This window comes from Aureimonas glaciei, from assembly GCF_014643375.1.
GTDB lineage: Bacteria > Pseudomonadota > Alphaproteobacteria > Rhizobiales > Rhizobiaceae > Plantimonas > Plantimonas glaciei.
In genome coordinates, this window is record NZ_BMJJ01000006.1 from 145,960 (window position 1) to 164,513 (window position 18,554).

Here is an 18,554-nt window from a genome sequence, read left to right on the forward strand (position 1 = left end):
GCGGATTTGCAGCTGATGATCTCCGGGATGGGGTCGGCGGGCCGCTAGCGGCCCGCCGCGTGCTCTACAGGCTGGGATCGAGCAGATACTTCTGGCCGGTCGCCTTCTTCGTGACCTCCGTGATGATCGCGGGGTCGAGCAGGTCCTTGAGCGAGATCGTTTTCGTGTAGTGGCTGGCGAAGGTGGTGGTGAGTTCGCGCGCGACGCGCTCGCGAAGTCTTTTCGCCACCTCGGGGCCGGCCTTGCCGAGAAAGTTCATCAAGAGGAACCCACTGACCGCCCAGGTCAGGCCAAAACCGCGATCGAGCTGGGTCGGCCCGGTGTCGAGCATGCCGTAGATATAGACCTGCTTGAAGGTGGAGGAGCCGTAGCGGTTGTAGGCGGTGGCATGCCGGCTGGCCGAGGCTTCCATCGCGTGCAGGACGCTGTTGGCCATCCAGCCGCCGCCGATGGCGTCGAAGCAGATCGTTGCGCCGGTCTCGTCGACCGCGCGGGCGAGGTCCTCGGCAAAGCTCTCGCGGCTGCTGTCGACGACGTGGCGGGCGCCGGCGCCGCGAAGGAGCTCGGCCTGCGCGTCGCTGCGCACGATGTTGACGAGCTCGACGCCGTCGGCAAGGCAGATCCGGTTCAGCATTTGCCCGAGATTGGAGGCCGCGGCGGTGTGCACCAATGCCGTATGGCCTTCCCGCCGCATCGTCTCGACCATGGCGAGGGCCGTCAGCGGATTGACGAACATCGACGCGCCGTCGGCGGCACTCGCCCCTTCGGGCAGCACGATGCAGTCGCGGGCCGGAAGCCGGCGGACCTGCGTGTACATCGCGCCGCCCCACATGCCGACGCGCTGGCCGAGCAAAGCCTGCACGTTCTTGCCGGCAGCGACGACCGTGCCGGCACCCTCGTTGCCGACCGGCAGCGACTGGCCGAGCCGCGGCGCCATAGCGGCCATGCGCGCCGGCGGTACCGTGGCGATCAGCTCGGGACGGTCGGGCGAGCCGGTCTTGCGCATGGTCGAGAGATCCGCCGGGCCGGTCAGCAGGCCGAGATCGGACGGATTCAGCGGCGCGGCTTCGACCCGGACCACCACCTCGTCATCCCCGGGTTCGTCAATCGCAACAGTTTCCAGCGAGAGCCGGAGTTCGCCGTCCGGCGTGATCGTCGTTCGGAGTTCAAGGCCCTGATCGGGTTTGTCGGTCATCGCGATATCCTTCGTGCACGGTTCGCTGAGGTGCGAGAAAATGCAGGCCGCCGCGAGAAAATCGGTCGATCCCGGCGCCCGTCCTTTCGCCAGCTATGGTGCCGGCCCCGGATTGCAATGGCGCCTCCTTCCCGAGGCGAAACGAGCGTCTGCCCCGAACGTCCGGCGTTGATGCGCCGTCTCGATACACAAACGCCGCCCCGGGCTCGGGGCTCGGGACGGCGGTTCGAAAGGCTGAGCGGGGCAGTGCCCCGGGATCTGGAGGGTTCAGAAGAACGCCTGAATCCCCGTCTGCGCCCGGCCAAGGATCAGCGCGTGGACGTCGTGCGTGCCCTCGTACGTGTTCACCGTCTCGAGGTTCTGCGAGTGGCGGATGACGTGGTATTCGCCCATGATGCCGTTGCCGCCGTGCATGTCGCGGGCCTGGCGGGCGATGTCGAGCGCCTTGCCGCAGTTGTTGCGCTTGACGAGGCTGATCATCTCCGGCGCCATCTTGCCCTCGTCGAACAGGCGGCCGACGCGCAGGCTCGCCTGCAGGCCGAGCGCGATCTCGGTCTGCATGTCGGCGAGCTTCTTCTGGATCAGCTGGGTGGCGGCCAGCGGGCGGCCGAACTGCTGGCGCTCCAGCGTGTAGGAGCGGGCGCGGAACCAGCAGTCCTCGGCGGCGCCCATCGTGCCCCAGGAAATGCCGTAGCGGGCGCGATTGAGGCAGCCGAACGGGCCCTTCAGGCCGGAGACGTTCGGCAGGAGGTTCTCCTCCGGCACGATCACGCCGTCCATGACGATCTCGCCGGTGATCGAGGCGCGCAGCGACAACTTGCCCGAAATCTTCGGCGCCGACAGGCCGGCCATGCCCTTTTCCAGGATGAAGCCGCGGATCTTGTCGTCATGGGCGGCGGACTTCGCCCAGACGACGAAGACGTCGGCGACGGGCGAGTTGGAGATCCACATCTTCGCGCCGGTCAGGCGGTAGCCGTCGGCGACCTTCTCGGCCCGCGTGGTCATGCCGCCGGGATCGGAGCCGGCATCCGGCTCGGTCAGGCCGAAACAGCCGATCCATTCGCCCGAGGCGAGTTTCGGCAGATATTTCATCCGCTGCTCTTCCGAGCCGTAGGCGTAGATCGGGTACATCACCAGCGAGGACTGCACCGACATCATCGAGCGGTAGCCCGAGTCGACCCGCTCGACCGCGCGGGCGACGAGGCCGTAGGAGACGTAGGAGGCGGCGGCGCAGCCATATTCCTCCGGCAGCGTCACACCGAGGAGGCCGAGCTCGCCCATCTCGTTGAAGACCGCGCGATCGAAGCTCTCGTCGCGATAGGCGTCGACGATGCGGGGGCGCAGCTTCTCCTCGGCATAGGCGGCGGCCGAGTCGAAGATCATCCGCTCGTCTTCCGAGAGCTGGTCGTCGATCAGGAAGGGATCGGCCCAGACGAAGGCGGCGTCGGCCTTCGGCTGCGTGCCGAAGCTCTGGGCGGGGGTGGTCGGGGCGGCGGCGGACATGGCGCTCTCCTTGCAGACACGACCGTCGGCCGCGTCGATATCAGGTCTTCAATGGCAGGGCCGGGAGGGTTCCGGCAAGTCCCGGCCGGTGTTTCCGGTCGCGGCATTTCAGCGTCCCGGCGCCAGCGGCGCCCGGCAATGGCGGTCGCGCGGCGTTAGTCCGGGATGATGGCCGTCGCCTCGATCTCGACCAGCGCCTTCGGCTCGACGAGATTGGCGACTTCGACCAACGCCATGGCGGGATAATGGCGGCCGAAGGTGGCGCGGTAGATCGGCCCGAGATCCGCCAGCGATTCCCGGTAGGTCTCGACGCTGCGAACGTACCAGGTGAGCCGGGCGACATGCTGCGGCCCGCCGCCGGCCTCGGCGACGACGGCGAGGATATTCCTCAGCGTCTGCTCGACCTGCGGCAGGAATCCGTCGGCCAGAACCTCGTCGGCGTCCCAGCCGATCAGGCCGCCGGTCATCACCACCGTGCCGCGGCCGGCCATGCCGTTGGCGTAGCCGCGCGGCTTTTTCCAGCCCGCGGGCAGGAGCACGGTGAGAGGGGGCTCGGCGGTTTCGCCCGGTTCGGCGGGGCCGCCGATCGGCCTTGTCAGGTTCACGCAGTCTCTCCCAGGCTGGCTTCTTGTTCCGCCCGGCTGCGCAGCGCAAAACGCTGCAGCTTGCCGGATTCGGTCTTGGGCAGGGCATCGACGATGGCGATGGCCCGCGGGTATTTATAGGGCGCCAGTTCCGCTTTCACATGGTCCTGCAACGCCTTGACCAGATCGGGCGTCGCCTCGGCGCCGTCGCGCAGCACGACATAGGCCTTCACGATCCGGCCGCGCTCGCCGTCCGGCGCGCCGACAACGCCGCATTCGGCGACGGCGGCATGGGCGAGCAGGCAGGATTCCACCTCCGGCCCGGCGATGTTGTAGCCGGAGGAGACGATCATGTCGTCGTTGCGCGCCTTGAACCAGAAGATGCCGTCCTCGTCCTCGACATAGGTGTCGCCGGTGATGTTCCAGCCATTCGAGACGTAGACCCTCTGCCTCTCGTCGGCGAGGTAGCGGCAGCCGATCGGGCCGCGCACCGCGAGACGTCCCGGCGTGCCGGGCGGGCAGCGCTCGCCGTTCTCGTCGATGACGCGCGCCTCGTAGCCCGGCACCGGACGCCCCGTGGCGCCGGGGCGCACGTCCTCCTCGCGCGCGGCGATGAAGATGTGCAGCATCTCTGTCGCGCCGATGCCGTCCATCAGCGTCAAGCCGGTCGCGGCAAGCCAGGCATCGAAGGTCGGCGCCGGCAGCGTCTCGCCGGCCGAGACGCATTTGCGCAGGGAAGACAGGTCGTAGTCGTCGATCTTGCCGAGGATGGCGCGATAGGCGGTCGGCGCGGTGAAGCAGATGGTAGCGCGGTGCTCCTCGATCGCCTTGGCGAGGTCCGGCGGCGAGGCGCGTTCGAGCAGCACGACCGAGGCGCCGACGCGGAAGGGGAACAGCACGAGGCCGCCGAGGCCGAAGGTGAAGGCAAGCGGTGGCGAGCCGATGAACACGTCGTCCGGTTCGGCCCGGAGGATCTCCTTGGCATAGGCGTCGCAGATGACGAGGAGGTCGCGCTGGTAGTGGATGGTCGCCTTCGGCAGGCCGGTGGTGCCGGAGGTGAAGCCGAGGAGGCAGGGATCGTCGGCCCGCGTCGGCGCCGCCTCGAACGTTTCGGGCACGCCCTGCATCAACGTGCCGAGCTCGCCGCCGCCAGCGCCTTCCCAGAAGACGGTGCGCTGGAGCATCGACGTGCGCGCCGCCGCCTTCTCCATCTCGTCGCGGAGGCTGGCATCGCAGAGCGCGAGGCGGATCTCGGCCTTGTCGATGATCTGCACCAGCTCGCCGGCCCTCAGCAGCGGCATGGCAGCGACGACGATGCCGCCGGCCTTGATTACCGCCATGTAGAGCGCCACCATCACCGGATTGTTGGCCGAGCGCAGCAGCACGCGGTTGCCCGGCACGAGGCCGAGTTTGCCGGTGAGGACATGCGCCATCCGGTTGATCTGCCGCGAGAGCTCGGCATAGGTCCAGCGAAGCCCCGGCGCGACCAGCGCAATCCGGTCGCCCCGGCCCTCGGCGACGTGCCGGTCGACCAGCTCGACCGTGGCGTTCAGGTGCTCGGGATAGCCGAGGCGATCGAGGTTGATGAAGTCCGGCTGAAGCTCGGCGGGCGGCAGGTTGTCGAGGACGAAGGTGTCGACATGGCAGGAGCCGGTCATGGAAACCTCCTCAGGCGGGTTGGGTCAGGAGTTGACGGGCGATGACGAGCTTTTGCACTTCGCTCGCGCCCTCGTAGATCCGAAGCGCCCGGATCTCGCGGTAGAGCGTCTCGGGCACCGAGCCCGAGCGCACGCCTTCGCCGCCATGCAGCTGCACCGCACGGTCGATCACGGCCTGCGCGTTTTCGGTGGCGACCATTTTCGCCATCGCCGCCTCGCGGGTGATGCGCGGCGCGCCGCGGTCGCGGGCCCAGGCGGCGCGGTAGACGAGGAGGGCGGAGGTATCGATCGCCGTCGCCATCTCGGCCAGCGCCGTCTGCGTGAGCTGCATGTCGGCGAGCGGCGCGCCGAACAGTTTTCGGCTCCGGCAGCGTTCCAGCGTCACGTCGAGGGCGCGGCGGGAGAAGCCGAGCGCCGCAGCGCCCACCGTCGAGCGGAAGACGTCGAGCGTCGCCATGGCGATCTTGAAGCCGTCGCCACCGCCGCCGATGCGGTTCGACGCGGGGATGCGGCAATCGTCGAAACGCAGCCGGGCGAGGGGATGCGGCGCGATCGTCTCCAGCCGCTCGGCGATGGAGAGGCCGGGCGTGTCGGCCGGGACATGATAGGCGGAAAGGCCGCGCGCGCCCGGCGCTTCGCCGCTGCGGGCGAAGACGACGTAGTGGCCGGCGATGCCGCCGTTCGAGATCCAGGTTTTTTCGCCGTCGAGCCGGACCATGCCGCTCTCGACGGAGGTCGCCGCCAGCGCGATCTGCGCGACGTCGGAGCCGGCCTCCGGCTCGGTCAGCGCGAAGGCGGCAAGGCTGGTGCCGGCGCGCACGCCGGGCAGCACGGCCGCCTTCAGCGCGTCGGAGCCGAACAGCGTCAGCGCGCCGGTGCCGAGGCCCTGCATGGCGAAAGCGAAATCGGCCAAGCCGTCGTGCCGGGCAAAGGTCTCGCGCAGGATGCAGAGGCTGCGCACGTCGAAATGCCCGTTCTCGGGCGCGGCATACTGGAGGAAGCCGGCCTCGCCCATGGCGACGGCGAGGCGCCGGCAGGAGCCGTCGACGTCGTGATGGTCGGCGAGCCCGGGTATATGCGTCGCCGCCCAGGCCTCGGCTTCGGCCGCCAGCGTCCGGTGGAAGGGGTCGAAGAAGGGCCAGTCGAGAAAGCTCGTGTCCGCCATGGTCTCAGTTCCCCTCGAAGACGGGCGTGCGCTTCTCGGCGAAGGCCTCGAAGGCCCGGCGGAAATCATCGGTCTTCATGCACAGCGCCTGCGCCATCGCCTCGGCATCGATCGCCGCGTCGACGCCCATCGCCCATTCCATGTGGAGCATCCGCTTGGTCACGCCGTTGGCGTATGTCGGGCCCTGGTTCAGCTGAGCCGCCATGGCCGCGGCGGCGGCAAGCGCGCCGCCCTTGTCGGTGACGCTGTTGAAAAAGCCCCAGCGCTCGCCTTCCTCCGCCGGCATGAACCGGCCGGTGTAGAGCAGCTCGGAGGCTCGGCCCTGGCCGATAATGCGCGGCAGCATGGCGCAGGCGCCCATGTCGCAGCCGGCGAGGCCGACGCGGTTGAACAGGAAGGCGACCTTCGCGCCGGCGCCGGCGATGCGGATGTCGGAGGCCATGGCCATGATCGCCCCGGCGCCGGCGCAGATGCCCTCGACGGCGGCGATCACCGGCTGCGGGCAGCCGCGCATCTCCTTGACGAGGTCGCCGGTCATGGTGGTGAAGGCGTGAAGCTCGGACGCGCCCATTTTGGTCAGCGGCTCGATGATCTCGAACACGTCGCCGCCGCTGGAGAAATTGCCGCCGGCGCCGGTGACGACGACGGTCTTCACCTGGTCGTCGAAGCGCAGCGCGTGAAAGGTGTCGCGCAGCTCGGCATAGCTCTCGAAGGTGAGGGGGTTTTTCTTCTCCGGCCGGTTCAGCGTGATCGTGGCGACGCCGGCCTCGATGGCGAGGAGAAAATGCTCTGGCGCGGTCTGGCCGAGCGGGGCGCGGGTCTTGGTCTGGCGCGTCATGGGGATTCCTCGGATGCGGGGACGGCGCGAGACGGGTGGGTGGCGCCGCGGATCGAAAGTTTCAGCGCGCCGAGGCGCGACCACAGCGCTTCCTGGTCGCCGGGAGAGAGGCCGGCGAGAAGCTCGGCGACCCAGTCGCTGTGGGCGGCCGCCATTTTGGCGAAGGTGCTGCGGCCGATCGGCGTCAGCCGGACGCGCGCGGCACGGCGGTCGCTTTCCAGCACCTGCCGCTCGATCAGGCCTTCCAGCACCAGCCGGTCGACGAGGCCGGTGATGTTGCCGTTCGAGACCATCATCCGGCGCGACAGCTCGCCGAGCAGGATGCCGTCGACCGAGCGCTCCAGCTGCGCCATCAGGTCGAAGCGCGGCAGGGTCGTGTCGAACTCCTCGCGCAGACGCTTGCGGATCTCGGCCTCGATCATGTTGGCGCAGGTGAGGAGCCGGAGCCAGAGCCGCAGTTCCGCCCGGTGGTCGTTCGGGCTCTCGCGCACCTTGGATTCGGCATCGATCGGATGGGCGCCGGCGGCGTGGTCGAGGCTCACAGCTCGCCTCCCGCCACCGCGATCGCCTGGCCGGTGATCGCGCCGGCGCCGCGGCCGGACAGCCAAAGCACGCAATCGGCGACTTCCTCGGGGCGGATCAGCCGGCCCATGGGATTGACCTTGGTGAATTCAGAAAGGAGCGCCGCGCGGTCCCGGCCGGTCTTCGCCTCCAGCTGGTCGAGCGAGCCGGAGACGAGATCGGTGTCGGTGAAGCCGGGGCAGACGGCGTTGACGGTGACGCCCGTCGTCGCGAGTTCCAGGGCCAGCGCCCGCGTCAGGCCGACCACGGCGTGCTTGGCGGCGCAATAGGCGCCGACATAGGGATAGCCCTTCAGCCCGGCGGTGGAGGCCACGGTGACGATCCGCCCGAACTGCCGCTCCTTCATCGCCGGTAGCACGGCGCGCACGGCCGTCAGCAAGGGCTCGACGTTCAGCGCCATCATCCGCCGGAGCTGGTCGACGTCGAGGCGCGAGACGGGCGCCGTCTCGGCCCCGCCGGCATTGTTGACGAGGACGTCGATCGGCCCGCCCTCTGCCGCTGCCGAGACGAGTGCCGCCGTCAGCGCCTCGGCATCGGTGACGTCGGCCGCCACGGACCCGGCCGCGCCGATCGCCGCGGCGGCAGCGGCTGCGCTCTCCGGGTTGCGGCCGAGCACCGTCACGCGGTGGCCGGCGGCGACGAAGGCGAGCGCGATCGCCCGGCCGATGCCGCGCGAGGCGCCGGTGACGAGAACATGGGAAGAGGCGTGGCTCACGGGCGGGTCCCTGCCGAAAATAATACTTTAATCATAAACTATCGTCGCGTGCGAGCAACGCCCAATCCGGCTTTCGCCTCTCAGGCGTTGGCCGCGCGTCGCTCGGCGGGAGACGAGGGATCCCGGCCAAAGCCGGCCTTTCCGGCATAGCCGCCGACGATCGCCTGCCGCTCCGCCCGGCTCATCACCGCGTCGATGTCGTCGAAGCCGCCGGGGGCGCGCTTCTCCACTTCGTCGATCACCCGCTCCGGCCCGCCCTTGCGGTTGAGGCGGACGACCTCGGCCGTCTTGTCCAGCCGCTCGCGCTCGTAGCGCCACAGCGCCTGCGCGGGATGCTCGGACTCCGCCAGCGCGTCGGACAGCGCCCGCGCGTCGAGGATAGCCTGGCTCGCGCCGTTGGAGCCGACCGGGTACATCGGATGGGCGGCGTCGCCGAGGAGGGTCACGCGGCCGAACGTCCAGCGCGGCAGTGGGTCGCGGTCGCACATCGGGTATTCGAAGGCCTGCGGCGTGGCCTCGACGAGCGCGGAGACGTCGAAATCGGGAATGCTGAAGCGGCGGGCATAGGGCAGGACGAGCGAGCGCAGCGCCGGGCGCGACCAGCTCTCCTTCGGCGGCGGCGAAACCGCGGCGTCCGCCATCTTGACGTTGACCACCCAGTTCATCAGCTGGCGGCCGTTGGCCGCTTCCGCAATCGGATAGAGCACGAACTTCGCGCCCATGCCGCCGCCGATGGCCATGGTCTTGCCGTCGCCCCAGGGCGTCCATTCGGTGGCCCCGCGCCACATCAAAACGCCGTTCCAGCAGGGCGCGGCCTCGCCGGGATAGAAGTGCCGGCGCCCGGCCGAGTGGATGCCGTCGGCGCAGATCAGCACGTCGCCGGTGACCGTCCTGCCGGCATCGCCCTTCACCGCATCGGTGAAATGCGCGGTGACGCCGCCCTCGTCCTGCTGGAAGCCGGATAGGGCAAGGCCGGTCTTCACCGCGCCGGGGCCGAGACGCTCGATGACGGCGTCGTGGATCAGCTTCTGCAGCCGCCCCCGGTGGATGGAGAACTGCGGCACGGGATGGCCGGCTTCGGTGCCGCGCGCCTCGCGCCAGACTTCCTGGCCCTGCCGATTGTAGTAGACGAGCTCGCGGGTGCGGATGCCGGTCGCGTCGAGCGCGGGCAGAAGGCCGATCTCGGCCAGCTCCCGGATGGCGTGGGGCAGGGTGTTGATGCCCACGCCGATCTCGCGGACCTCGGGCGACTGCTCGTAGATCTCCGCCTTGATGCCGCGCCTGTGCAGCATCAGGGCCAGAGTGAGCCCGCCGATCCCGGCGCCGGTGATGATGACCTTCATGCCCGTCTCCTCAAGTTCCGCATTCCGCCAGAGGTTACGCGGCGTCTGGCGGCGGCAGGAAATCCACCTCGTGCCGTGCTGCGATGGCGACGACGTCGGCCGGATTGGCCGCGGGGCCGAGATTGTGCAGGGCCCAGAACAGGTCGTAGAGCCGGCGGGCGGGCGAGACCCAGAAGAAGCACTTCACGTCGGATTGGCTCTTGTTGAACAGGCCGTGCGGGATGCCGCGCGGCAGCCGGATCAGATCGCCCGGCTCGGCCGCGCCTTCCTTGCCGTCGTTGATGAAGTCGAGCCGTCCCTGGAGGATGTAGACGAACTCCTCCTGCGACGGATGGATGTGCGGCGGCACGAAAGTGCCGACCGGGAAGGTCGCGTGCCAGGACAGCGAGCTCTCGCTGTGCTGCTTCGGCACATAGATCTGGCCGAGGATGTTCCACTTGATCCCGTCGATGCCGTCGCCGGCGAGGGTGACCCCGGGTGTCATCAGCGTCATGTCGTTCTCCCTTCTGTGCCGCAGGAAAGAGCTTGGATGCGGCAGGTGCTACTCTTGTGTCCGGAATGCCTGGCCCCGCTGGGCGTCTCAGACATGCAGGAATCGATCCTTGATCTCGGGCGTCGCGAGAAGCTCGGGCGTCGTTCCCGTCCACACCACGCGGCCCTTCTCGATGACGACGTGGCGGTCGGCGAAGCGGGCGAGGGCGTCGACATTCTTGTCGATGACGAGGATCGCCTCGCCCTCGTCCTTGATGGCGCGAAGGCAGGCCCAGATTTCCTCGCGGATCAGCGGTGCCAGACCCTCCGTCGCCTCGTCGAGAACGACGAGGCGCGGATTGGTCATCAACGCCCGGCCGATCGCCAGCATCTGCTGCTCACCGCCGGAAAGCTGGTTGCCCATGTTGCGGCGCCGCTCCTTCAGCCGCGGAAACAGCCGGTAGACGCTCTCCAGCGTCCAGCGTGCCGCGCCGGTCCGGGTGCGGCGGGTGGCGACGAGATTCTCCTCGACCGACAGCGTCGGAAAGATCTGCCGCCCCTCGGGCACGAGGCCGAGGCCGCGCTGGGCGATGGCGTGCGGCGAGCGGCCGGTCATGTCCTCGCCGTCGATGACGACGCGGCCGCCGAGCGGCTTCAGCAGGCCGAAGATCGACTTGATCGTCGTCGTCTTGCCCATGCCGTTGCGGCCGAGCAGCGTCACCACTTCGCCGGCGGCGACATCGAGATCGATGCCAAAAAGGATGCGGGACTGACCGTAAGCGCTTTCGATCGCTTCGAGTTTCAGCATTGGGCTGCCTCCTCCTCGCCGAGATAGGCGCTGCGGACCTCGGGATCGCGGCGCACTTCTTCGGCCGAGCCGGTGGCGATCAGCCGGCCGTAGACGAGGACGCTGACCTTGTCGGCGAGGGCGAAGACGGCCTCCATGTCGTGCTCGATGAGGACGATGGTGTGCGTCGCCTTCAACTCGCGCATGAGCTCGACGAGGACCGCCGATTCCTCGTGTCCGGTCCCGGCCAGCGGCTCGTCGAGCAGCAGCAGCTTTGCGCCCGTCGCCAGCGCGATGGCGATTTCGAGCTGGCGCTTCTCGCCATGCGACAGGCTGCCGGCGAGGCGGTCGGCGCGGTCGTCGAGCCGCACGCGGGAAAGCGCCGCCATGGCCTGATCGTTCAGCCCGCGGTCGCGGGCGACCGGCGCGAAGAAGCGGAAGTTGGATCCCGAGCGCGCCTGCACCGCCATCGCGGCGTTTTCCAGCACGGTGAAGCCCTCGAAGACCGAGGTGATCTGGAAGGAGCGGGCGAGCCCGCCCTGCACCCGCTCGACCATGCCGAGGCGGGTGATGTCGCGGCCGGAAAAGTGGACGCTGCCGGCATCGCTCGGCAGGCTGCCGGAGAGCTGGTGGATCAGCGTCGTCTTGCCGGCGCCGTTCGGCCCGATGATCGCATGCAGCGCGTTCTCGGCGACGTCGAAACTGACATCGTCGGTGACGGTGAGGGCGCCATAGGCCTTGTGCAGGCTCCGGACGGAGAGGAGCGGCGCGGTCATGCCGTGCCCCTGGCGAACAGGCGCCTGAACAGGCCGGCGACGCCGCCGCGGCTGAACAGGACGAGGAGGACGAGGATCACGCCGAGGCCGAGCTTCCAGTGTTCGGAGAAGTGCGACAGCCATTCCTCCAAAAGCAGGAAGGCGACGGCGCCGGCGACAGGCCCGATCAGCGTGCCCATGCCGCCCATCACCACCATGACGATGAGCTCGCCCGAGCGCTGCCAGGTCATGTAGGCGGGCGAGACGAATTCCGCCTGATTGGCGAGGAAGACGCCGGCAACGCCCGCGATCGCGCCGGAGATGACATAGGCGGTGAGCTGGTAGCGGTAGGGCGAGAAGCCGATCGCCTGCATCCGTACCGGATTGTCGCGCGCCCCGCGCAGGACGCGGCCGAAGCGCGAGCCGGTCAAGAGCGACAGGCCGAGGAGGGCGAGCGCGAGGAAGCCGAGGACGAGGTAGAACAGCGTCTGGTCGCCCTCCAGAATGGCCTGTCCGAACAGCGTCGAGCGGGCGCCAAGGGTCATGCCGTCGTCGCCGCCATAGGCCGAGAGCGAGACCATGAAGAAATAGGCCATCTGCCCGAAAGCGAGCGTGATCATGATGAAATAGACGCCCTTGGTGCGCAGCGAGATCGCGCCAGTGACGAGGGCGAAGAGCGCCGAGGCGCCAATGGCGAAGAGGGCCTGCAGCAGGATGTCGTCGATGCCGAGCGTGGCAAGGATGGCGACGCTGTAGGCGCCGATGCCGAGATAGGCGGCGTGGCCGAAGGAGACCATGGCGCCGTAGCCGAGCACGAGATCGAGCGACAGCGCGGCGATGGCGAAGATCAGGATGCGCGTCGCCGTCACCAGGATGAAGGGATCGCCGATCAGCACGGCCAGCCAGGGAACGAGGGCGAAGGCGAGCAGCAGGACGACCGCGGCGGTGACCGTCCCGGGACGGCGACCGGACGTTGCACGGGACGGGGCGGCGGCAAGGCCAGGCCGGGCGAGGTCGGCGCTCATCGTGCGCCCCGCTGCGCCGGGAAGAGGCCCGTCGGCTTCAGGCAGAGGATCGCCGCCATCAGGATGTAGATCAGCATCGGCGCGAGGGTCCGCCCGGCCTGCGAGGCGGCGGCGGGGTCCATGAGGCTGCGCAGGACGATCGGGCCAAAGGTGCGGCCGAGCGTGTCGACGAGGCCGACGAGGAGGGCGGCGACGAAGGCGCCGCGGATCGAGCCGACGCCGCCGATGACGATGACGACGAAGGTGAGGATCAGGATGGAATCGCCCATGCCCGGCTCGACCGAGAGGATCGGCGCGACCATCGCCCCGGCAAAGCCGGCGAGCATGGCGCCGAGACCGAAGACCAGCATGAACAGGAGGCGGATGTCGACGCCGAGCGCCGAAACCATCGCCGCATTGGTGGCGCCGGCCCGCAGCAGCATGCCGATGCGGGTGTGGTTGACGAGGACGTAGAGGCCCACGGCCGTGGCAAGGCCGGCGACGATGATGGCGATGCGGAACACGGGATAGCGCAGCATGCCGACGAGCGGCACCGAGCCGGACAGGATGTCGGGGATCGGCACGCTCAAGGGCGCGGCACCCCAGAGCATCTTCACGCCCTCGTTGACGATGAGGATTAGGCCGAAGGTCGCCAGCACCTGGTCGAGATGGTCACGGTCGTAAAGTCTTCGGAAGACGAGGAATTCCATGAGGATGCCGAAGGCAAGGGCCGCCGGCAGAGCGAGCGCCAGGCCGATGAAGAAGCTGCCGGTCATCGCGGCAAAGCTCGCCATGAGATAGGCGCCGACCATGTAGAGCACGCCATGCGCCAGGTTGATCAGGTCCATGATCCCGAAGATCAGCGTCAGCCCCGCCGCCACCAGGAAGAGCAGGATGCCGAGCTGGACGCCGTTCAGCGCCTGGAGGAGGAAGAGGTTGAGCATGCGGTTCCGTTGTTGCGGGTGCGGGGGCGTGGGGCCCGGTTGACGGGCGGAGGCGTCGGTCGTTCGCTCCTGGCGAAGGGGATGCGCTGTCGGCAACGAATTGCCGCCGTTGGCTGCTCGCGACGCGTCCCTTGCCTGCCCGCGATGCGTCGTTGCCTATGCCGTGCGGCCGAAGGGCGCTCCCGCCGCGTGGGAGACAGAATGGCTCTCCCCTATGAGTTCGTCATCCCGGCCTTGAGCCGGGATCCACGCCGAAGCCTGTGACGCTGCCAAATCGGTTCAGGAGCCGGTGTCTGCGGTCGCGGAAAGAGCCCTCGACCGGTTTGGAATGGATCCCGGCTCAAGGCCGGGATGACGATCCTTGAGAGGATGGCGCCTCCGGCTCAAGCCCGGGATGACGAACCGTCAGGGGGAGGCGCCCCTTCACAGCATGAGCGGGCGACGCACGCAGGAACCCGCGCCGCCCCCTTCCTCACATCTTGCAGGACGCCGCGTAGTTGTCCTGGAAGTCCGAAAACACCTTCTCGACGATCTCGGTCTGGTACTTGCCGTCCTCGCGCTTGGCCGCCTTGACGAGGTAGAAATCCTGGATCGGGTAGTGGTTGTTGCCGATCTTGAAGTTGCCGCGCAGCGAGGGGAAGTCGGCGGCCTTGAGGCCGGCGCGGATGGCGTCCTTGTCCTCGAGCTTGCCGCCGGCGGCCTTCACCGCGGCGTCGATCATCTGGGCGGCGTCATAGGCCTGCATGGCGTAGGTGCCGGGCACCTTGTCGTATTTCGCCTCGTAGGCGGCGACGAAGGCCTTGGACTGCGGATTGTCCATGTCGGGCGCCCAGTTGGCGCCGCCGAAGAAGCCGAGCGCGGCGTCCTTCTGGCCGGGCAGCGTCGTCTCGTCGACGGTGAAGGCGGAGAAGAAGGGGATGCTCTCGAGCCCGGCCTGGCGGTACTGCTTGACGAGGTTCACGCCCATGCCGCCGGGCTCGAAGGCGAAGACGGCGTCCGGCTGGACCGCGGCGATCTGGGCGAGTTCTGCGGAGAAGTCGAGCTGGCCGAGCGGCGTGAAGATCTCGCCGACGACTTCGCCCTTGTAGGAATGCTTGAAGCCGGCGAGCGAATCCTTGCCGGCCTGGTAGTTCGGCGCGAGCAGGAACATGCGGGCATAGCCCTTGTCCTGCGCCACCTTGCCCAGCACCTCGTGCACCTGGTCGTTCTGGTAGGAGGAGACAAAGAGGTTCTTGTTGCAGTCGGCGCCGGCGAAGTTCGACGTGCCGGCGTTCGGGCTGATCAGGAAGGCGCCGGAATCGGTCACCGGCTTGGCGATCGCCTGCAGGATATTGGAGAAGATCGGACCGACGACGAAGTCGACCTTGTCGCTCTCGACGAGCTGGCGTGCCTTGTTGGCGGCGACGTCGGGCTTCTGCTCGTCGTCGATGACGACGAGCTCGGTGTCGAGACCGCCGAGCTTCTGGTTCATCGTCTCGACCGCCAGCAGGAAGCCGTCGCGACCCTGTTCGCCGAGCACCGCTGCCGGGCCGCTCAAGGTGAACATCAGGCCGATCTTCAGCTTGCCATCGGCGGCCTCAGCGCCCCCGGAAAGAATCGTAGCGGCGAGGAGCCCGAGGGCGACGGTTCGTATCGACTTCATGGTGGATCTCCGCTTTGATCGCATCTGCCCGCCGCTCCGGCGCCGGCTTCATGCATGGCCGCGAAAATTAGTTTACGCATAAAATAATTCGAGGCAAGGACGGCTGCCGAGTTTTCTTTCATGCCGTTTTTATGTGCAGTGCGGGATGATTTTGCGGCACTGCAGGGGGAGGGGCGGGAGCGCACTGGTCGGAGTGCCGGCTGGAGGAGTGCCTTTGCGCGCAGGCCGGCCACACCTATGCAGAGGGAAGGCGTCCGTCGAGAAAATGGCCATTGCCCTGACCGCCCCGGCCCCACGGTTCGGCTGCCCTCCAGCGCGATCGGCTGCCAGACGGAAGCGGTGTCGGGATGCCGGGCGGCGGGTGTTCATCTTCCCGTCGGACAAGAAGCGGCGCCTTCAGTCGAGGCTCGCGCGCTCGTCTTGGCCAGCGGCGGTGTCCTCGTCGAGGGCCCGCCCGATCCCCATGCCGCGGCGCTGCAGGCCATTCTGGACCTCATCCCGTCGAAATGACAGCCGGTGTCTCCCAGGTCTGTGCTGTCGTCGGCGCGAGCGGGGCGATGAGGCGGGGGTAATGATGCGGCTGGCGCATCAGGACGAGATCCTTCCGCCGGACGACATGGGTCGGGTAGACGCTGCCGAGATTGCCCGTGTCGGCGGACAGCACCGCCAGCCGGCGGTTGCCGGCGACCACCGCCTCCTGCCGCGGAAAGGCAAAACTGTCGGGACCGAAGACGCCGCTGTGGCTGGGCGCGCCCGAGGCGGGGCGGGCGTTCGCGAAGGCGAAATAGCAGTTGTTCTCGCCGCCGCGCACGCGGAAATGATGCCAGTGCAGGGGATCGGCGCCGGTCGGGATCGGTGCGGGCTGCACGACCAGCGTGCCGCCATGCTGGCCATGGAAACCGCCGTCGATCGCCGCCGGGCAGGCGATGACGTCGCAGCCGCGCAACGCCAGCACCCGGCCGACTTCTGGAAAGCTCGCATCATGGCCGACCATCACGCCGAGCCGGGCGAAGGGCAGGTCGACGACCGTGAAATCGTCGCCCGGCGTCGCCCAGGCCCGGTCGGCGGCCGTGACATGCGTCTGGCGGGCGACGCCGAGGAGGCCGGCGGGGCCGCAGACGATGGCGGCGTTGAAGACCTGGCCGCCCTCGCGGAGCGCCAGACCGGCAACCATGTGCAGCCCGGTCTTTTCGGTCAGAGCCAGGAGATCGTGCACCCGCGGATCGTCCAGCCCGATGGCCGTCTCGCCGGGCGCCTCCAGCCCGGTCAGGCAGCGCTCCGGCAGGACCAGGAGTTCGGCACCCTCCGCAAGGGTCTCGTCCGCGAGTTCCCGGATGGTGGCGAGATTGGTCGCCGCGTCGCGTGACGGGGAGAATTCGCCGACGGCGATCCTGGCCTTTCGCCCCTCGGGAAGCGGTTTTTCGCCGTACAGGCGAAAAAAGTCGCCGGGATTCCAGCTGAACGTGTTGGTGAGAAGCTCCATGTAGAGCGCCGGCCGCCGCTGCTCGAAGACGGGTTCGCCGAACACCATGCCCGTGCCGGGGCCGGCCGGATCGACGGTCGCGACGACGAAGCCGTCTCCGGAATCGATCGCGGCGAGTATCGCCCCGTCCGGTCCGATGATGCAGGAGCCGCCCGAGAACTGGACACCGCGCTCGAGCCCCCAGCGATTGCTCTCGACGAGATGCACGCCGTTCTCGAAGGCCCGGCTGATCCAGTAGGGGGCGGGCGTGCGCTCGGCCAGCCAGTTGGAGATATGGCAGATCACCTCGGCGCCGCCGAGCGCGACGAGCCGCGCCGTCTCGACGAAATGGATGTCCATGCAGATGAGGAGGGCGATGCGGCCGAGGGGCGTTTCGAACACCTGGTGGCCGAGATCGCCGGAGGCCGCCCACTTCGGCTCGCTGATGTAGGGATGCGTCTTGCGGTGGGTGCCGACGACGCCGTCCGGCCCGATCAGCACGGCGCTGTTGTAATAGAGGTCCGTCGCCGGATCGACCTCGGGCAGGCCGATGACGATGTGGATGCCGAGCCGCTTGGCGAGGGCCGCGAAGCGGTCTGTGGTCGGGCCTGGCACCGGCTCGACCATCGGCTTCACCTCCGCCCGGTCGAACCAGCAATAGCCGGTCGTTCCCATTTCGGGCGTGACGATCAGTTTTCCGCCCGCCGCGGCGGCTTCTTCCACGAGGGCGAGAAGGCCCGCGATGTTCGCCTCCTTCGCGCCGAGACTCGGCTCGAATTGCACGGCGGCGGCCTGGAAGGCGGGACTCGGCATGGCGGCATCCTGGCGGGAGGAATCTCTGGATCCCCGGGGCGCCTGAAAGGCCAGAGGCCCTCGGCACCCCGGCGAAAACGGCTGTCAGCGGGGCGAGCCGACGATGCTTTTGAGGACGGAGGCGCCCATGGTGTATTTCGGGTCGACCATGTTGCCGAGGCGGACGCGGCCGCACTGCGTGAGCAGCATGTAGGCGTCGATCTCGTCGAATCCGAAATCGGCGGCCATCCACCGGATCAGCTCGCGATAGGCCTGGCGCGTCGCATCCTCCATCGGCCGGGCCGAGCCGATGGTCATGAAGAACTTGTCGTTCTCCAGCCGCGGCGTCTTGATCGTCCAGCCCTTGATCAGGTCGATCTTCAGCGTCGTCACGGTCGGGTGCTCGATGGCGACGCCGCAGAGCTCGCCGTCGCCCTGCGCGGCATGGCAGTCGCCGACATAGAGATAGGCGCCGGCGGTGTTCACCGGTAGGTAGATGACGGCGCCGGGCGCGACGTCCGGCAGATCCATGTTGCCGCCGTAATAGTCCGGGACGAGCGAGGAGATCGCCTCGATCTCCGGCGCGGTGCCGATGGTGCCGATGAAGGGCTCGTAGGGCAAAGTGATGCGGTCGTTCCACTTCACGCCGGTGACGGGATCGACATGCAGCTTCTTGACCCGCTCCGGGAGCGGCGCGGTGAGGAGGGCGGTGTCGTGCGTCGGCACCAGGCCGCCGAATTCCGGCATGATCACGGTGGTGCCGCAGGGCTGCGGTCCGCGCGGGACGATGCTGTCGATATAGACCGCGAGCGTGTCGCCCTTCTCGGCGCCGTTGACCCAGATCGGCCCGTTCTGCGGGTTGAGATAGGGAAAATTCAGGATCTCGCTCGGTCTGTCGGTCTCGTGCCGGATCGCGCCCTCGAAGGCGTCGTGCGTCTCGGCGGAAACGACGGCGCCGGGATCGACCCGCAGGATCGGATCGACGAAGGCGCCGTAGACATAGTGGTACTTGCCCTGGCTTTCCTCGGTGATGGCGTAGGTCTCGCCGGCCTTGCCGCGGGCCACGCCCTTGCGGGCCATGATCGAATCGTCGAACCAGTTCATGTCTCTCTCC

At 68.4% G+C, this 18,554-nt stretch carries 17 protein-coding genes; all 17 read right to left on the reverse strand.

Annotated elements, in window-relative coordinates:
* Window positions 1-64: 64 nt before the first annotated feature.
* The 17 genes from IEX88_RS13780 to IEX88_RS13860 all read right to left on the reverse strand — a co-directional run bounded on the left by IEX88_RS13780 (window position 65) and on the right by IEX88_RS13860 (window position 18,544).
* Window positions 65-1,195, reverse strand: a complete 1,131-nt coding sequence (locus IEX88_RS13780; protein WP_188851585.1) for a zinc-binding dehydrogenase — start codon at window positions 1,193-1,195, stop codon at window positions 65-67.
* 267 nt (window positions 1,196-1,462) lie between these two features.
* Window positions 1,463-2,698 (reverse strand): acyl-CoA dehydrogenase, encoded by a 1,236-nt coding sequence (locus IEX88_RS13785; protein WP_188851587.1) that lies wholly within the window; start codon window positions 2,696-2,698, stop codon window positions 1,463-1,465.
* A gap of 155 nt (window positions 2,699-2,853) precedes the next feature.
* Window positions 2,854-3,297 (reverse strand): RidA family protein, encoded by a 444-nt coding sequence (locus IEX88_RS13790; RefSeq protein ID WP_244640195.1) that lies wholly within the window; start codon window positions 3,295-3,297, stop codon window positions 2,854-2,856.
* A gap of 2 nt (window positions 3,298-3,299) precedes the next feature.
* Complete coding sequence (locus IEX88_RS13795) at window positions 3,300-4,940, reverse strand: benzoate-CoA ligase family protein (protein ID WP_188851589.1); 1,641 nt, start codon at window positions 4,938-4,940, stop codon at window positions 3,300-3,302.
* Between the two features lie 10 nt (window positions 4,941-4,950).
* Window positions 4,951-6,105, reverse strand: a complete 1,155-nt coding sequence (locus IEX88_RS13800; protein WP_188851591.1) for an acyl-CoA dehydrogenase family protein — start codon at window positions 6,103-6,105, stop codon at window positions 4,951-4,953.
* Between the two features lie 4 nt (window positions 6,106-6,109).
* Window positions 6,110-6,943 (reverse strand): enoyl-CoA hydratase family protein, encoded by an 834-nt coding sequence (locus tag IEX88_RS13805; RefSeq protein WP_188851592.1) that lies wholly within the window; start codon window positions 6,941-6,943, stop codon window positions 6,110-6,112.
* The gene (locus IEX88_RS13810) at window positions 6,940-7,485 is read right to left on the reverse strand and encodes a MarR family winged helix-turn-helix transcriptional regulator (RefSeq protein ID WP_244640174.1); all 546 of its coding nucleotides are present in this window, start codon (window positions 7,483-7,485) and stop codon (window positions 6,940-6,942) included. The genes IEX88_RS13805 and IEX88_RS13810 overlap by 4 nt, the downstream gene beginning before the upstream one ends.
* The gene (locus tag IEX88_RS13815; protein ID WP_188851594.1) at window positions 7,482-8,240 is read right to left on the reverse strand and encodes an SDR family NAD(P)-dependent oxidoreductase; all 759 of its coding nucleotides are present in this window, start codon (window positions 8,238-8,240) and stop codon (window positions 7,482-7,484) included. Before IEX88_RS13815 ends, IEX88_RS13810 begins: the two co-directional genes overlap by 4 nt.
* An 80-nt stretch (window positions 8,241-8,320) precedes the next feature.
* Entirely contained in the window at window positions 8,321-9,583 is a 1,263-nt protein-coding gene (locus IEX88_RS13820; protein ID WP_188851596.1) for a flavin-dependent oxidoreductase, read from the reverse strand.
* Between the two features lie 34 nt (window positions 9,584-9,617).
* A complete protein-coding gene (locus IEX88_RS13825; protein ID WP_188851598.1) occupies window positions 9,618-10,076 on the reverse strand; it encodes a cupin domain-containing protein in 459 nt (152 codons plus the stop codon).
* A gap of 87 nt (window positions 10,077-10,163) precedes the next feature.
* On the reverse strand, window positions 10,164-10,862 hold the full coding sequence (locus tag IEX88_RS13830) for an ABC transporter ATP-binding protein (protein ID WP_188851600.1): 699 nt from the start codon (window positions 10,860-10,862) through the stop codon (window positions 10,164-10,166).
* Window positions 10,856-11,617: an ABC transporter ATP-binding protein gene (locus IEX88_RS13835; RefSeq protein WP_188851602.1), complete on the reverse strand. Its 762-nt coding sequence runs from the start codon at window positions 11,615-11,617 to the stop codon at window positions 10,856-10,858. The genes IEX88_RS13830 and IEX88_RS13835 overlap by 7 nt, the downstream gene beginning before the upstream one ends.
* A complete protein-coding gene (locus tag IEX88_RS13840; protein ID WP_188851604.1) occupies window positions 11,614-12,621 on the reverse strand; it encodes a branched-chain amino acid ABC transporter permease in 1,008 nt (335 codons plus the stop codon). The genes IEX88_RS13835 and IEX88_RS13840 overlap by 4 nt, the downstream gene beginning before the upstream one ends.
* Window positions 12,618-13,544 carry a branched-chain amino acid ABC transporter permease gene (locus IEX88_RS13845; RefSeq protein ID WP_188851606.1) on the reverse strand — a complete coding sequence of 309 codons (927 nt, stop codon included), beginning with the start codon at window positions 13,542-13,544 and terminating at the stop codon, window positions 12,618-12,620. Before IEX88_RS13845 ends, IEX88_RS13840 begins: the two co-directional genes overlap by 4 nt.
* 472 nt (window positions 13,545-14,016) lie before the next feature.
* Window positions 14,017-15,186 (reverse strand): ABC transporter substrate-binding protein, encoded by a 1,170-nt coding sequence (locus tag IEX88_RS13850; protein WP_188851608.1) that lies wholly within the window; start codon window positions 15,184-15,186, stop codon window positions 14,017-14,019.
* 493 nt (window positions 15,187-15,679) lie between these two features.
* The gene (locus IEX88_RS13855) at window positions 15,680-17,461 is read right to left on the reverse strand and encodes a nitrilase-related carbon-nitrogen hydrolase (protein ID WP_188851610.1); all 1,782 of its coding nucleotides are present in this window, start codon (window positions 17,459-17,461) and stop codon (window positions 15,680-15,682) included.
* Between the two features lie 84 nt (window positions 17,462-17,545).
* On the reverse strand, window positions 17,546-18,544 hold the full coding sequence (locus IEX88_RS13860; protein ID WP_188851612.1) for an acetamidase/formamidase family protein: 999 nt from the start codon (window positions 18,542-18,544) through the stop codon (window positions 17,546-17,548).
* Window positions 18,545-18,554 lie beyond the last annotated feature (10 nt).